The organism is Cellulosimicrobium funkei, assembly GCF_004519295.1.
GTDB classification, from domain to species: Bacteria; Actinomycetota; Actinomycetes; order Actinomycetales; family Cellulomonadaceae; genus Cellulosimicrobium; species Cellulosimicrobium funkei.
Genome location: NZ_SOZH01000004.1, coordinates 323,732 through 338,664, shown reverse-complemented (window position 1 = coordinate 338,664; position 14,933 = coordinate 323,732). Strand labels below are relative to the sequence as shown.

The 14,933-nt window shown below is 75.8% G+C and carries 13 protein-coding genes; 8 read left to right on the top strand and 5 right to left on the bottom strand.

Annotated features, from left to right (window positions below; genetic code table 11):
* Positions 1-49: 49 nt before the first annotated feature.
* Entirely contained in the window at positions 50-4,720 is a 4,671-nt protein-coding gene (locus E1O70_RS07440) for a RodZ family helix-turn-helix domain-containing protein (RefSeq protein ID WP_061267214.1), read from the top strand.
* A gap of 4 nt (positions 4,721-4,724) precedes the next feature.
* Here the strand turns inward: E1O70_RS07440 and bsh are convergent, their stop codons facing one another.
* Entirely contained in the window at positions 4,725-5,672 is a 948-nt protein-coding gene (bsh, locus tag E1O70_RS07435) for a choloylglycine hydrolase (protein WP_043656753.1), read from the bottom strand.
* Positions 5,673-5,794: 122 nt separating this feature from the next.
* On the bottom strand, positions 5,795-6,436 hold the full coding sequence (locus E1O70_RS07430; protein ID WP_021482493.1) for a GntR family transcriptional regulator: 642 nt from the start codon (positions 6,434-6,436) through the stop codon (positions 5,795-5,797).
* Positions 6,437-6,547: 111 nt separating this feature from the next.
* Between E1O70_RS07430 and E1O70_RS07425 the strand changes: the two genes are divergently transcribed.
* The 7 genes from E1O70_RS07425 to E1O70_RS07395 are packed head-to-tail and all read left to right on the top strand — an operon-like array spanning position 6,548 to position 11,707.
* Positions 6,548-7,690, top strand: a complete 1,143-nt coding sequence (locus E1O70_RS07425) for a mandelate racemase/muconate lactonizing enzyme family protein (RefSeq protein WP_061267215.1) — start codon at positions 6,548-6,550, stop codon at positions 7,688-7,690.
* Positions 7,687-8,460 (top strand): SDR family NAD(P)-dependent oxidoreductase, encoded by a 774-nt coding sequence (locus E1O70_RS07420; RefSeq protein WP_061267216.1) that lies wholly within the window; start codon positions 7,687-7,689, stop codon positions 8,458-8,460. The genes E1O70_RS07425 and E1O70_RS07420 overlap by 4 nt, the downstream gene beginning before the upstream one ends.
* Positions 8,457-8,879: a sensory rhodopsin transducer gene (locus E1O70_RS07415; protein WP_021482307.1), complete on the top strand. Its 423-nt coding sequence runs from the start codon at positions 8,457-8,459 to the stop codon at positions 8,877-8,879. The genes E1O70_RS07420 and E1O70_RS07415 overlap by 4 nt, the downstream gene beginning before the upstream one ends.
* A gap of 40 nt (positions 8,880-8,919) precedes the next feature.
* Positions 8,920-10,362, top strand: a complete 1,443-nt coding sequence (locus E1O70_RS07410) for a sugar porter family MFS transporter (RefSeq protein ID WP_061267217.1) — start codon at positions 8,920-8,922, stop codon at positions 10,360-10,362.
* 18 nt (positions 10,363-10,380) lie between these two features.
* Complete coding sequence (locus E1O70_RS07405; RefSeq protein WP_021482309.1) at positions 10,381-10,806, top strand: hypothetical protein; 426 nt, start codon at positions 10,381-10,383, stop codon at positions 10,804-10,806.
* Entirely contained in the window at positions 10,803-11,144 is a 342-nt protein-coding gene (locus E1O70_RS07400) for a transcriptional regulator (RefSeq protein WP_021482310.1), read from the top strand. The genes E1O70_RS07405 and E1O70_RS07400 overlap by 4 nt, the downstream gene beginning before the upstream one ends.
* On the top strand, positions 11,141-11,707 hold the full coding sequence (locus E1O70_RS07395; RefSeq protein WP_061267218.1) for a GNAT family N-acetyltransferase: 567 nt from the start codon (positions 11,141-11,143) through the stop codon (positions 11,705-11,707). The genes E1O70_RS07400 and E1O70_RS07395 overlap by 4 nt, the downstream gene beginning before the upstream one ends.
* Positions 11,708-11,719: 12 nt before the next feature.
* Here E1O70_RS07395 and E1O70_RS07390 read toward each other — a convergent pair whose 3' ends face one another.
* The 3 genes from E1O70_RS07390 to E1O70_RS07380 all read right to left on the bottom strand — a co-directional run bounded on the left by E1O70_RS07390 (position 11,720) and on the right by E1O70_RS07380 (position 14,766).
* Entirely contained in the window at positions 11,720-12,601 is an 882-nt protein-coding gene (locus E1O70_RS07390) for a glycosyltransferase family 2 protein (protein WP_082774333.1), read from the bottom strand.
* A gap of 225 nt (positions 12,602-12,826) precedes the next feature.
* The gene (locus E1O70_RS07385; RefSeq protein WP_061267219.1) at positions 12,827-13,651 is read right to left on the bottom strand and encodes a DUF5926 family protein; all 825 of its coding nucleotides are present in this window, start codon (positions 13,649-13,651) and stop codon (positions 12,827-12,829) included.
* Positions 13,652-13,674: 23 nt separating this feature from the next.
* Complete coding sequence (locus E1O70_RS07380) at positions 13,675-14,766, bottom strand: pirin family protein (protein ID WP_061267220.1); 1,092 nt, start codon at positions 14,764-14,766, stop codon at positions 13,675-13,677.
* Positions 14,767-14,933 lie beyond the last annotated feature (167 nt).

The window sequence follows — 14,933 nt, the reverse complement described above, 5'->3', positions numbered from 1 at the left end:
CGGCCGGGGCGGTCGGGGGCGGCGCGTCGCGCCCCCGTAGGCTGGTCCGGTGACGTTCCCGGCCGCCGCGCTCCCCCCTGCCCGCACCCAGCCCGTCCGCCGGGACCGGGGCCTCGGGCGGCGGACGGCGGCGCTCGCCACCGCCGTCGCGCTGCTGCTGACGCTCCTCGCGACGGCGGGCCCGGCAACGGCGACCACCGCGGCGGCGACGACCGGGGCGCCCCCGGCGGTCGCGTCGGGAGGCCCGGGCACAGCGGCCGGCGTCGCCGAGACCGCGAGCCCGCTCGCCGCCGCGCCGACGCACGACCCGCGGCCCGTCGTCCTGGTCGCGGTGGCCGGCCTGTACTGGAGCGACGTCTCCCCCACCGCGACGCCCACGCTGTGGTCGATGATCCGGACGGGGTCCGTCGCGTCGCTCAACCTCGGGCGCACGGTGTGCACGACCGACGCGTGGCTCACGCTGTCGGCGGGGCGCATGGTCTCGGCCCAGACGGCGGAGCAGCCCGCGGAGCCGCTCCCCGCCGACGCCGAGGAGCCGGCGAGCGGCTGCCTCCCCGTGCCCGTGCCCGCCGTCGCGACGACCGGCACGACCACGCCCGACGCACGCCCCGCGGACGTCCCCGGCTGGGCCGTCCTCACGGCGCCTGCCACGGAGGAGACGCCCGCGCAGGCGGCACGGCACGACCCCGGGACCGCCGCAGCCCGGATCGCCGGGACGGGCGTCTGCACGACCGCCGTCGGGCCGGGTGCCGCGGTGATGCTCGCGGACGCCGTCGGTCACGTCGAGCGGTACACGCCCTCGCTCGCCGCCCTCCCCGCCGGCGGCCTCGACGCGTGCGACGTGACGGTCGTCGACCAGGGCGAGATCGTCGACTCGGCCACCGGGCGCGGGGAGAGCCTCGACGAGCTCGACGAGGCCCTCGCCCGGATCATGGACGAGGTCGATCGGGGCACGCGCGTCGTCGTGGCCGGCGTGTCCGCCGGACCGGTCGGCGAGACGGGGCTCCAGGTCGTCGTCGACTGGCGCAAGGGGCAGCCGACGAGCCGGTGGCTCCACTCGCCGAGCACGCAGAAGGACGGCATCGTCCAGCTCACCGACCTGACGGCGACCGTCGTGGAGTCGGCGGGCGGCAGCACCGAAGGCCTTGAGGGCGCCGCCCTGGAGCAGGGCGAGGTCCGTCGCATGGACGTGGCCCGGACGGTCGAGAACCGGCAGTACCTCAACGTCCTCACGAGCACCATCCCCACGCTCTACCCCGTGCTCGTGGGCCTCCTCGTCGCCACCCTGGTCCTCGCGCTCGGCGGCGTCCTGTGGGCGCGCCGCGCCGCCGTCCGCCGCGGCCGCGAGCCCGGCCCGGGGCCGCGCGGCCTGCGCGTGCTCTCCGCCGTGCTCATGGTGGTCGCGGCGGCTCCCGTCGCGGCGTCGCTCGCGAGCCTGTCCCGCTGGTGGGTGTGGAGCGCGCCCGCCCCGGCGCTCACGCTGGCGCTCGCGGTGAGCGCGGTCGTCGTCGCCCTCGTCGCGTGGGTCGTCTCACGTCTCCTCCCGCGGCGCCCCTGGGCGCTGCCGTCGGCCCTCGCGGGGGTGACGTGGCTCGTGCTCACCGTCGACGGCGCGACCGGCACGACGCTCCAGCAGGCGTCCCTGCTCGGGACGTCCGCCGTCGTGGGCTTCACGCGCTTCTACGGCTTCAACAACGTGACCTTCGCCGTGTACGCCGTCGCCGGCCTCGTGCTCGCGGGCGGCCTCGCGTCGGCCGCGACCGCCCGCGGACTGCGTCGGCTCGCGGCCTGGTCCGTCGTCGCCGTCGGGGTGGTCACGGTCGTCATCGACGGCTGGCCAGCCTTCGGCGCCGACTTCGGCGGCATCCTCGCCCTCGTCCCCGCGTTCGCCGTCCTCGCGCTCCTCGTGGGCCGCATCCGCATCACGTGGCTGCGCGCGCTCGTCGTCGCGCTCGCGACGGTGCTCGTGGTCGTGGTCGTCGCGGTCGTCGACTGGCTGCTGCCGGGTGGGCGGTCCCACCTCGGCGGGTTCGTCCAGACCGTCGTGGACGGCGCCGCGCTCGACGTGATCGGCCGCAAGGCGCTCGGCGCGTGGGCGACCCTCGCGAACCCGCTCGGCGCGGTCGCCGCGGTGCTCGTGGTCCTCGTGGCCGTCGCCGTGCTGCGCCCCGAGCGCTTCCGCCTCCCGGAGGTCGCGCGGGCCTACGAGACCTGGCCGGTGCTGCGCCCGCTCGTCGTCGCGCTCGTCGTCGTCGCGGGTGTCGGCTCCGTCCTCAACGACTCGGGCGTCATCATCGCCGTCATGGTCGTGGTGGTCGCGACCGCGATGATCGTCCCGGGGTTCCTCGCGCGCCCCGCGCCCCGGCAGACCGCGGGAGCCGTCCCCGAGCCGGGGATCCGGCGCATGCCGACGATGCTCGCGACGGTGGGAGGCGGGCTCCTGCTCGTCGTCCTGCTCGCCGCCACGGTGCTCGCCTCGACGGGGCTCCGACCGGCGGCCAGCGCCGCCCCGGCGGGCGGCGAGGCGTCGGTGACCCGTTCCGACGCGATCGCGACGGACCGGCCGGTCGTCGTCGTCGGGACCACGGGCGTCACGTGGAGCGACGTCACGTCGTCCGCCACCCCGAACCTCCACGCCCTGCTCACCGACGGCGCGGGCGCCGGCGGCGTCTCCCAGCCCACGGGCGCGGCGAGCCGCTGCACCGTCGGCGGCTGGCTCGCGCTCTCCGCCGGGCAGCTCGCCGAGGTCACGACCGAGCGCGCGCCCGACGGCGCGTGGGCGTGCCCGACGGTACAGCCCGCCCCCGACGGCGCGGACGGTGCGCGGGTCGAGGGGTGGGACGACCTGGTCGCGCTCCAGCGCGGCTCGGGCTACCAGGCGCGCCTCGGCGTCCTCGGCGACGCGCTCGCCGCAGCCGGCGCCGACGGCGCGGTGTGCGCGACGGCGGTGGGCCCCGGTGCGGCGGTCGCGCTCGCGGACTCCGCGGGCCAGGTCGCGCGCTACCGCGACCTCGCGGACACGACCGCACCCGGCTCCGACGCGTTCGCGTGCCCCGTGACCGTCGTCGACGCGGGCGACGCGACCCCGCCGGTCGTTGACCCCGGCCTCCCGGCGGACGAGCGCGCCACGCTGCGCAGCACCCTGCGCGCCGACCGCCTCACCGCGGTCGACGCGACCGTCGGCGCCGTGCTCGACGCGGCCCCGAGCGGCACGACCGTGCTCGTCGTGGACGTCGCCGGGACGCCCGGCACGCGCCCGGCGCTCGGCACGGCGCTCGTGCGCCCGTCGTCCGACGGCCCCGACCAGTCGCGCTACCTGACGAGCGCCGCCACCCGGACCGACGGCGTCGCGCGCGTGCTCGACGTCCCCGCGACGGTGCTCGACGCCGCGGGCGCCGCCACCCCGGCGCGGATCCAGGACACCCCGCTGGCCTGGGGCTCGCCGCGCCCGGCCGACGCGACGTCGACCGCCGACGCCCTCGCCGACCTCACGACCCGCGACCACGTGCGCCGCGCCGTCTACACCGCGTTCGTCGACGTGCCGCTCTACGCGGGGCTCGCGATCGCCGGGCTCTGCCTCCTGCTCGCGCCGCGCGCCAGGCGAGCGACGGGCGACCGTGCGCGCGCCCGCTGGGCCCGGGCGGCGCACTGGGCCCGGGGTTCCGCGCTCGTCGTCGCCGCCGTGCCCACCGCCGCCTTCCTGGTGTCGCTCACGGGCTGGTGGCGGTTCGGGAACCAGACCCTCGCGATCGTCGTCTCCACGGTCCTCGCGACGGCGGCCGTCGCCGGCCTGGGCGCGCTCGCCCCGCGTCGGCCGGTGTGGCTCGGGCCCGGGATCGTCGCTGGCATCACGTTCGCCGTGCTCACGCTCGACGCGCTCGTCGGCACCCCGCTCAACCGGGCGAGCCCGCTCGGCTCGGCACCGACGTTCGGCGCCCGGTTCTACGGGTTCGGGAACCCGACGTTCTCCGTGTACGCGGTCGCGGCGCTCGTCGTCGCCGCGGCGCTCGCGCAGTGGCTCGTCGCGCGCGGCCACCGCTACGTCGCCGCCGCGACGGTGGGGGTCATCGGCCTCGTGACGATGGTCGTGGACGTGTGGCCGACGCTCGGCGCCGACCTCGGCGGCGGTCTCGTCGTCGTGCCCGCGTTCGCGGTGCTGGGCCTCGCCGCCTCGGGCGCGCGCGTCACGTGGCGCCGCTTCCTGCTCGTCGCCACGGCGGGCGTCGCGCTCGTCGCCGCCGTCGGCGTGCTCGACTGGCTGCGCCCGGCCGACGAGCGCTCGCACCTCGGGCGGTTCGTCGAGCAGGTGGTCGACGGGTCGGCGTGGGAGACGCTGCTCCGCAAGGCGGGCTACGCCGCGCGGTCCGTGCTGGGCGGGGTGCCCGTGTGGCTGACCATCGCCGTGCTCGTCGCGACCGCGCTGCTGCTCTTCTGGCCCCGGCGCTTCACGCCGCGCTGGTTCGCACGCACGGAGGCCGCGTGGCCGCTCGTGCGCCCGACCCTGCTCGCCCTGTGGATCGTGGCCGTCGCGGGCTCCCTCGTCAACGACTTCGGCGTGCGGATCGCGCTCGTCGCGCTCATCCCGGCGGTGCCGCTGCTCACCGTCGCCGCGCTCCATGCGGCGGACGACGCCGACGGCACGGCCGAGGGCGAGGGCGAGGACCCGGACGAGCGCACCGAGGCGGGCTCCACGACGGGCGTCGGGAGCGTGGCGCCGTGACGCGCTAGACGAGCACGAGCTCCGTGCCGCCCGTGGCGTGGTCACCGAGGGCGACGCTCCGGATCGCCGGGTCCTCGTAGGTGTTCCAGTAGTACGTCGAGGTGCGGGACGAGAAGAGCCCGGTGTACACCGTGATCTCGAACTCGCCCGACCCCATCGCGGCGCAGCCGTCGACCATCGCGACCTGCTGCAGCGTGTGGAAGGCGCGGCTGACGTTCTCCTCCTCGGTCCCCTTCGTCGGGTAGTGGGAGTTGACGTACGCGGCCCGGACGAACCGGGACGGCGAGTAGTAGTCGCCGGGGACGCCGCGCATGTGCGAGCCCGAGCCGAACGGGGCGAGGTGGGCCCGGCCCACGACCGTGTCCTCGGGGAAGTCCGGCGAGACGTTGAGGTAGTTGCGCAGGTTCTCGTGGTGCCAGTCGAACCCGGGCTGGTTCGTGAGCACGTCGACGTCGTCCTGGAACACGTGCAGGCCGTCCGCCGTGTGCTCCAGCACGATCGCGCGCTGCGCGTCGGCGACGATCCAGTGCAGCATCGAGCTGGGGTACTTCTCGTTGATGGGACGGTCGACGACCACCACGTCCGCGAGGGCTGCCTCGACCTCGTCCACGCTCGCGAACTGCGCGCACACCCACAGCGGGAGCTCGAACGCGGCGACGTTGACCGCGCCGTCGACCGGCCCGGGCGCGTAGGCCGCGTAGCCCGGGAAGTTGAGCCCCGCGACGGCCAGGCCCGCGTCGTTGCCGCAGTCGAAGTAGAGCGGGGTGTCCTCCTCCACGATGCCCATGCCGATGACCGCGTGCTCGATCGAGCGCACGGCGCCGAACGGCGAGCGCGGCGCGTAGCCCGTGGGCGTCACCACGACCTGCTGCCCGTAGCCGCTCGTCCAGTCGAGGTTGCGTGCCAGGTACACGCTGCCCTGGTCGTCCGAGAACCTGATCCCTGTGCACATCGCGCTGCCCCCGTCGTCGTCGGCACGGCACGCGGGACCGCGCGCCGCCGGGTCACGACGTCGTGCCCCGTCCTCCCATGGTGCGTCCGGGCTCCGGATGGGGCCACCGGCAGGGGCGCGCCTCAGGGCTGCAGGTAGACGGCGATGTGCTCCTCGACCGCGCGCTCCGCGCGGTCCGGGTCGGCCGACCGCAGCGCCGCGAGCAGGTCCCGGTGCTGCTCGACGACGGCGTGCGGGTCCTCGTGGTGCGGCGCGTCGCGGACGAAGTACGCGCGGACGCGCGGCTGGATGAGCCGCCAGATCTGCAGCGACTGCGTGTGGCTCGCGGCGGCGATCACCGCCTCGTGGAACTCGAGGTCGAGGTCGGCGAGGCGACGGGCGTCGAGCGGGTCCGCCGCGCGCTCCATCGCCGCCACCGTGCGGTCGAGCGCGTCCAGGAGCGCGGGGTCCTGCGCACGCGCCGCCGAGCGGAACGCGACCTTCTCGATGACGGTCCGCACCGGGACGAGGATCTCGGCGATCTCCTCCTGGGAGATGTCCACCACGACGGCGCCGCGGTACGGGTGGGAGACGACGAGCCCTTCCTGCTCGAGCACCATGATCGCCTCGCGCACCGGGCCGCGGCTGATGCCGTAGGCGGCGGAGAGGTCGCGCTCGACGAGGCGGTCCCCGGCGGCCAGGTCGCCGGAGGCGATGCGTTCGCGCAGGTGGCGCAGGACCCAGTCGCGCCGGGACTCGGGCGGCGATGCGGGCAGGACGGGCACGACGGCGACCTCTCACTCGGGAGGGCTCCACCCTAGTGGGTGGCCGATGGTTGACCATCTACCATCGAGCGACCTAGAGTCGCGGTCCACGGCACCGACGAGAGGACACCCATGAGGATCACCGCCATCACCGCCGCCGGGCTGCGCGGCGCCACCCCCGAGGGCGGCTGGCAGGAGGAGCTGCGGCAGGACGACGTCGTGCACACCCTCGTCGCCGTCCACACCGACGAGGGTCTCGTCGGCGTCGGCAGCGTGTTCACCACCGAGGACCTCGTGCGCGGAGCGCTCGACGTCCTGCGGCCCCTGCTCCTGGGGGCGAACGCGCTGGAGCCGGAGCGCACGAGCGAGCGGCTGCACCGCACGACGTTCTGGATGGGCCGCGGCGGGTCGATCACGCACGCGATCAGCGGCGTCGACACCGCGCTGTGGGACCTCCTCGGCCAGGCGACGGGCCAGCCCGTCGGGCGCCTGCTCGGCGGGCGGTACCGCGACCGGGTGCGCCCGTACGCGTCCCTGCTCATGGACCAGCCCGACGCGCTGCGCGACCACCTCACCGCGCTGCGCGCCGAGGGGTGGACCGCGTTCAAGATCGGCTGGGGTCCCTTCGGCCGGGTCGACGAGCGGCTCGACGAGCGCATCGTCGCCGCGGCGCGCGACGCCGTCGGCCCCGACGCGATGCTCATGGTCGACGCCGGTGGCAGCGACAGCGCGTGGAGCCAGGGCTACAAGTGGGCCCTGCGCACCGCGCGCATGCTCGACGCGTACGGCGTCGCGTGGTTCGAGGAGCCGCTCCCGCCGGACGCGATCGAGGACTACACGCACCTGCGCCGGCGCTCGCCCGTGCCGATCTCGGGCGGCGAGGTGCTCACGCGTCGGCAGGCGTTCCAGCCGTGGATCGAGGGCGGCGCCCTCGACATCGTGCAGCCCGACGTCACGAAGGTCGGCGGGACGAGCGAGCTGCGGCGCATCGCGTGGTCCGCGCACGACCACGGCGTCAAGCTCGTGCCGCACGGGTGGAACACCGCCGTCGGGCTCGCCACCGACCTCCAGCTCGCCTCCGCCCTGCCGGACACGGACCTCGTCGAGTACGTCACCGGCTCGCCCTACATCGACGACCTGACGACCGACCGCTGGACGCTCGACGCGGACGGGATGCTCCCGATCCCGGACGGCCCGGGCCTCGGCATCACGCTCGACCGCGACCGCCTCGCGCGCTACTGCGACGTCGACGCGCTGCTCGGGAGCGCGTCGTGAGCCCGCGGTCGCTCGTCGTGACGGGCGCGGCGTCGGGGATCGGCCGCGCGGTCGCCGTGGGCGCGGCGCGCGACGGCTGGTTCGTGCACGTGCTCGACCTCGACCCCGACGGCGCCGCGGCCACCGTGGACCTCGCCCGGCAGGCGGGCGGGGACGGGCGCGCGCACGTGCTCGACGTGACCGACGCCGCCGCCGTCGCGGCGGCGGTCGGCACGGCCGTGGAATCCGGACCGCCGCTGCGCGGCCTCTTCGCGGGCGCCGGGATCGACGTGGGCGGGGCGGCGCACGAGCTCGACCCGGCCACGTGGCGCCGCGTGCTCGACGTCAACGTGACGGGCACGTTCCTCGTCGTGCGCGAGGTGCTGCGCGCGATGATCGACGGCGACGGCGGGAGCGTCGTTCTGTGCGGCTCGCCCGCCGCGACGGTCGGCTTCGCGGCCGGGGGCGCGACGGCCTACGGCGCCTCGAAGGGCGCGGTGTCGTCCATGGTCCGCACCCTCGCGGTCGACTACGCGCGCCACGGGGTCCGGGTGAACGCGATCGTCCCCGGCCCGACGGAGACCCCCCTCATGTGGGCCAACGTGCCCGCCGACGAGGTCGCGGCCACGCGCGCGCAGATCGAGCACGAGGTCCCGCTGGGTCGGCTCGCGCGGCCCGAGGAGATCGCCGAGCCCGTGCTCTGGCTGCTGTCGGACCGCTCGTCGTACACGACCGGGTCGCTCGTCGGGTGCGACGGCGGCGTCCTCGCCAAGTCGTCGATCAGCGTATGAGCGCGCCGGACGCCCCGGCACGTCGCCCCCGGGTCGGGGCGACGTGCTGGGCGATCGGCGACGGCTGGATCCCGCCGTACGGCACGGGCGACGACCCGACCCTCGCGAGCCACGAGAGCCTGTGCCTGCTCAACGCCGGTCCCGACGACGCGCGCGTCGAGATCCGGCTCTACTTCGCGGACCGCCCGCCGGCCGGTCCCTACGTCGTGGTGGTGCCCGCCGAGCGGGTGCGCCACGTGACGCTCAACGACCTCGACGACCCCGAGCCCGTGCCCCGCGGCACCGACTACTCGGCCGTCGTCGTCGCGTCGGCGCCCGTCGTCGTCCAGCACACGCGGCTCGACTCGCGGCAGGCCGCCAACGCCCTGTTCAGCACGATCGCCCACCCCGTCGACACCTTCCGAGAGGACCTCCGATGACGCAGACCTCCACCCCGACGACCCCCCGCCGGGGCACGCCGTGAACGCCGCGACGGGCCGGCTCGGCCACGGTGCCCTCACCCCGCTCGTCGTCGCGTCGACCGTCGGGGCGGCGCTGGGCGGGTTCATGTTCGGCTTCGACACGGCCGTGGTCAACGGCGCCGTCGACGCTCTCAAGGCCGAGCTCGGCGTCGGGAGCGCGCTCGTCGGGGTGATCGTCGCGAGCGCGCTGCTCGGCGCGGCCGTGGGCGCCTTCTCCGCGGGCACGATCGCGGACCGCTTCGGGCGACGGCGCCTCATGATGGTCGCCGGGACCCTGTTCGTCACCACGTCGGTGCTGTGCGCCGTCGCGCACGACGGCCCGACCCTCGCGCTGTGGCGCTTCCTGGGTGGCGTGGGGGTGGGGATGGCGTCCGTCGTCGCCCCGCTCTACATCGCCGAGATCGCCCCCGCCCGGCTGCGCGGGCGGCTCGCGACGGCGCAGCAGATGTCGATCGTCCTGGGCATCTTCGCCGCGCTCGTCTCGAACGCGTTCCTCGTCCGCGCCGCGGGCGGGGCCGAGGCGGAACTGGCCCTCGGCCTGCCCGCCTGGCGGTGGATGTTCCTCGTCGCGGTCGTGCCGTCGGTGGCGTACGTGGTCGCGGCGGTCCTGCTGCCCGAGTCGCCGCGGTACCTGGTGATGCGCGGCGACCGGGACGGCGCCGCCCGCACGCTGCGGCGCCTCCACCGCGTCCCGGAGGGCGACGCGCTGCTGGGCGTCGCGACCATCGAGGGAACGCTCCACGAGGCGCGGCCCGCGTGGTCCCACCTGTTCTCCGGCCCGGGCCGCCTCAAGCCCATCGTCTGGCTGGGGATCGCGCTCGCCGCGCTCCAGGCGCTGGTCGGCATCGACGTCATCTTCTACTACTCGACGTCGCTCTGGGCGCAGGTGGGCTTCGGCGAGCAGCAGGCCTTCTGGCTCTCGGCCCTCACGTCGCTCGTCAACGTCGCGGCGACCGTCGTCGCGATCTTCCTCGTCGACCGCGTGGGTCGGCGTCGCCTGCTGCTCGTGGGGTCGGTGGGCATGACGGTCGCCCTGGCCGTCATGGCGACCGGGTTCGCCCAGGCGCGGCAGACGGCGGACGGCGTCGTGTTCGTCGACGCCTGGGGCGTCGTGACCCTGGTCGCGGCGAACGTCTTCGTCGTGGCCTTCGCCGTCTCGTGGGGCCCGGTGGTGTGGATCCTCGTCGGGGAGATGTTCCCCAACCTGCTGCGCGCCCGCGCCGCGTCGCTCGCCGCCGCCGCCAACTGGGCGGCGGGCATCGCCGTCAATCTCACGTTCCCCTCGCTCCGGGACCTGTCGCTTCCCGGCAGCTACGCCCTCTACGCGGTGTTCGCGGCAGCGTCGTTCGTGCTCGTGCTCCGCGCGCTGCCCGAGACGGCGAACCGCCCGCTCGAGGAGATGCGGGAGGACACCGCGTCGGGTGGACAGCAATCACTTTAGGAGTGTTAAAGTGATTGCATGATCCAGAACTCCATCACCCCGGAGCAGGCCCGTCGTCAGCTCGGCCAGGCGGAGGAGGTCGCCGCCCAGGCCCACCGCGCGACCCGCTGGTACCCCTGGCTCAGCGTCGGGCACGCCGTCGCCGCCCTCGCGTACACGATCGCGATCGACGCCCTCGACGCACCGTGGTGGCCCGCCACCACGGTGCTCGTGGTCGTCCTCGCGCTGCTGTGGTCCGCCGTCGCGCGGCACCACCGGACGGCGCCCCGGCACTGGGTGCGCGACATGGGCATCGCCCTCATCACCTGGGCGGTGCTGTACTTCGTGATGCTCGACCCGGCGCTCCAGCTCGTCGGCGCGACGTCGCCCGCCTGGTGGGTCGTCGCCGGCGTCGTCGCCGCGTCCCCGTTCGCGGCGTGCGCGTTCGCGAGCGCACGCCGGTGAGCCACCCGCGCAAGGGCCTGGACGCGCTCATCCACTCGCCCGTGCGCTTCTCGATCCTCGCCGCCCTGGCGAACGTCGAGAGCGCGGACTTCCGCTTCCTGGCCGACCTGGTCGAGCTGAGCGACTCGTCCCTCTCCCAGGCCCTCACCGCGCTCTCCGACGCGGGTCTTGTGGAGATCCGCAAGGAGGCCGCCGGACGCCGGACGCGCACGTGGGTCCGCATCAGCGACCGCGGGCTCGACGCGTTCCGGCAGCACGTGCGCACGCTCGAGCAGATCGCCCGCACCGGCGCGATCGAGCCCCAGCCCGACCCGACCCCGAGAGGCACCGCACCATGACGCCGACGTTCCGTCGAGCCACCGCCGCCGACGTCCCCGCCGCGGCCCGCACCCTCGCCGCCGCGTTCCACGACTACCCCTGGACCCGCTGGGCCGTCCCGGAGGACGGCTACCCCGAGCGCCTCGCCGCGCTCCAGGAGATCTACCTCGAGCACGCCCTCGCGCACGGGATCGTGGTCGTCCACGACCCGGCGGACGCCGTCGTCGCGCTCATGCCGCCCGACGCCCCCGCTCCCCCCGATGACGTCCAGGAGCGCGTCGCCGCGCTGCACGGCCCGCGCCTGCAGGCCGTGGCCGCCGCCGAGCTCCCGCCGTCCCCGCCGGACGCGTGGACGCTCGCGACGGTGGGGGTCCTGCCGTCGCTCCAGGGCACCGGGCTCGGCAGCGCGGTGTGCCGGGCCGCCCTGCGCGACCCCGCCCTCGGGGACGCGCCCGTCGCGCTCGAGACCTCCGACGCGCGCAACGTCACCTTCTACGAGCGGCTGGGCTTCGTGCGCACCGCGACCACGCAGGTGCACGACGGTCCCGTCGTGCACGGCATGGTCCGCACGCCGACGCCCTGAGCGCCGCCTCGGTCAGTGGTCGCCCGCGCGCACGCGGTCGACGGCGGAGCGCATCTTGCGCGCGTTCACCGCCAGCAGCACGTCGCGGTACTGGGCGGCGCGGTGGAGCTGGCCCTTGAGGTCGTTCGACGACGCGCGGTGGCGCAGGTCGCACGGCACCTCGACCGCCACGTACCCCTTGCGGAGCAGGTCGATCGTCATGCCCGTCTCGACGCCCCACCCGCGCGCGAGCGGCGTCGCGGCCTCGAACGCCTCGCGCGTGAGGCACCGCATCCCGGAGAGGGGCTGCGTCGGGGTCCACCCCGTGAGGGACTGGATCGCGCGGCGCGCGGCCCCCACGACGATCCCCCGGCCGCCCGCGCCCGGCTGCGGCGGGAGCAGCGCGATGGCGACGTCGGCGTACCCGTCGAGCACGGGCGCGACGAGCGGCGCGGTGTTCACCGCGGTCTCGCCGAGGTCGCCGTCGATGAAGAGCAGGAGGCGCGGCGGGCGGTCGGCCGCGTCGCGCATCGCGACGACGGCGGCGCCCGTCTCCATGGCCGCAGCCTTCCCGCGGTTGTGGGAGTGCCGCACGACGACGGCGCCCGCCTCGCGCGCGACGTGCTGGGTGTCGTCCTCACTCCCGTCGTCGACGACGAGCACGAGGTCGACGTGCGGGATGGCCTTCGCGGCGCGCACGGTGGCGGCGATGCGGCGGGACTCGTCCTTCGCGGGGATGATCACCGCGACGCGCTGGCGGACGGCGCGGCCCGTGCGCCCGTCACCGGCCACGGGGCGCGGCGTGCGCGCCCGCGTGCCGGACGCCGACAGGTACGTCGGCGGCGTGCTCGCCGTGCTCGTGGGGGCACTCCCCGTGTTCTTCCCCGTATCGGTCGACCGATGGTCCGCGTTCACGCCGTCCAGCCTAGTAGTGCAAAGAGTTGGCCGCAGATGTGTCGTCGTTCCACCAGCGGATCCGCTCGGGATCTCCGCAGGACGACCGGGCTGCGTTCCCAGGTCTCCCGGATCCTACTCGACGCGAGAGCCCGCCGACAGGGGCGTCGGCGGGCTCTCGGCGTGGTCGCGCTCCCGCGTCGTGTGCTCGCGCGGGGGCTCTGGATCAGCAGAGCGTGCGCGGGGTCAGCGGAGCGTGACCTGCCGGGACACGATGCCCGCGCGCGCACGGCGCTCGTTCGCGTCGAGCGGCTCCGTGACCGCGAGCGCCTCGGTGAGCCGCGCGTCGAGCTCCGCGACCGGGCCCTCGAGCTCGTCCGCCTCCGTGCCGCGGGGCAGCTCCCAGACGGGGACGAGCAGGCCGCTCGACCGGAAGGCGCCGACGAACTTGCCGCCCGCGAGGCCGGACTCGCGCTTCGCGTGCAGGCGCGAGATCGCGTCGATGAGGGCGTCCTCCGGCTCGGGGCGGGCCCAGCGCAGGAACTCGCGCGACATGCGGCACCAGTACGCCGACTCGACCGCGTCGAGCTTGACGGTGGGCACCATCGACTCGGCCGCCTGGTCGAGCGAGGCGCGCAGGTCGGGCGTGATCTCCGCCGACGGGTCGAGCCAGAACGCGAAGTCCTCGTGCACGGTGACGTCGAACGGGACGGAGAGGTCGAGCACGTCCTGCAGGCGCGGGCCGGCGTCGGGCAGGGCGCTCGTCTCGATGGACGTGCCGGGCTCGGCGTCGATCGCCTCGAGGAGCGCGGCGGCGAGGTCGCGGCTCGTGTCGCCCGAGCCGGCGAGGGTCTGGACGGCGAGGAGGATCGCGCCGTCCTGGCGGTGCAGCGCGGCCCAGCCGGCGGGCAGGACCGTCACGACGAGGACGTCGCGCGCCCCGTGCTCGGCGGTCGTGCGCGCGGTCGCGGTGGCCGAGGGGACGACCTCGCGCATCGCGACCCAGTCGGTCTCGCCGGGGAGCCCCTCGAACGGGCGCAGCACGAAGTCGGGCGTGGTGTTCTTGGCCATGCGCGGCAGTCTACTGGCGCGGCCTACGGGCGGGGCGGCGCGGCGGGCCGGGTGCGCGGGCGCAGGCGGACGTCGGGCAGCGCGGGCGCGGGCAGGGGTCCGCCGTCGTACCCGACGACCTCGCCGTAGCGGCGCTCGCGCGCGCCGTCGGCGTACCGGGTGCCGCCGCGGTTCGGACCCTGGTCCCCCGTGACGACGAGCTGGGCCTGCCAGTCCGCGCGGGCGCGCGCGACGTCGTCGTGCGTGCGGCCCACGAAGTTCCACCACATGACGATGTCCTCGCCGAACGGCTCGCCCCCCACGAGCACGGCCCGCGCCGGGGCGTCCGGCCCCGCCTCGACGACGAGCGTCGTGCGGCCGGGCTCGACGTACCCCAGCGACGACGGCGGCACCGGCGAGCCCTCCAGCCGCACGACGCCCTCGTCGACGAGCAGGCCGTGCTCGAACGTCGGGTCCACGTCGAGCGTGACGCGCGCGCCGGGCGCGAGGTCGAGCTGCGCCCCGACGATCGGCGTGTACGTCGTGGCGGGCGAGCGCAGGGCGGCGCCGCCCACGCGGAGCGCGCCGAGGAAGACCTGCACGCGCGCGCCGTCGACCGTGGCGACGGGGAGGTCGGCGTGGTGCTCGAACGCGGGCGGGTCCGCGAGGCGGTCGCCCGGGAGCGCGACCCAGAGCTGGACGCCGTGCAGGACCGGGGGGCGCTCGCCGCGCGGCGACTCCTCCGAGTGCGAGATGCCGCGGCCCGCGGTCATGAGGTTGAGCTCGCCGGGCCGCACCGTCTGGAGCGACCCGACGGCGTCGCGGTGCAAGATCTCCCCCGCGAACAGCCACGTGACCGTCTGGAGCCCGGTGTGGGGGTGCGGCGGCACCTGCATGCCGTCGGTGCCGTCGCCGATCGCGGGCAGCGGGTCGGGCCCGTAGTGGTCGAGGAAGCACCACGCGCCGACGAGCGACCGCGCGCGCTGCGGGATCGTGCGCCGCACCCGCATCGCCCGGGTGCCCCCGAGCGGGACGTCCCGGTGCTCGAGGATCTCGACCGCGGCGCGTCCGCCGTCGTCGTGGGGCGCGCCCGCCGAGCAGACGCGCTCCTCGGGCCGGGTCTCGAGGTTGCTCATGGCACGAGCGTAGGCGCGCGGGGCGGCGCCGTCCTGCGTCTGGGGGCGGTCTTCGCGTCGGGCCGTGCCCGCGGGAGAATGGGGACGAGGCCCCTCGGAGCAGGATTCCGAGGGGCCTCGCCGTGTCCGCGCGACCCCGGGGCGGTCGGGCCGGGTGGCCCGTCGGG

Bases quoted from the DNA above. Each gene is read 5' to 3' on its own strand.
- bsh (WP_043656753.1), bottom strand. From the start codon at position 5,672: ATGTGCACAGGGATCAGGTTCTCGGACGACCAGGGCAGCGTGTACCTG.
- E1O70_RS07425 (WP_061267215.1), top strand. From the start codon at position 6,548: ATGAGGATCACCGCCATCACCGCCGCCGGGCTGCGCGGCGCCACCCCC.
- E1O70_RS07415 (WP_021482307.1), top strand. From the start codon at position 8,457: ATGAGCGCGCCGGACGCCCCGGCACGTCGCCCCCGGGTCGGGGCGACG.
- E1O70_RS07405 (WP_021482309.1), top strand. From the start codon at position 10,381: ATGATCCAGAACTCCATCACCCCGGAGCAGGCCCGTCGTCAGCTCGGC.
- E1O70_RS07395 (WP_061267218.1), top strand. From the start codon at position 11,141: ATGACGCCGACGTTCCGTCGAGCCACCGCCGCCGACGTCCCCGCCGCG.
- E1O70_RS07385 (WP_061267219.1), bottom strand. From the start codon at position 13,651: ATGGCCAAGAACACCACGCCCGACTTCGTGCTGCGCCCGTTCGAGGGG.
- E1O70_RS07380 (WP_061267220.1), bottom strand. From the start codon at position 14,766: ATGAGCAACCTCGAGACCCGGCCCGAGGAGCGCGTCTGCTCGGCGGGC.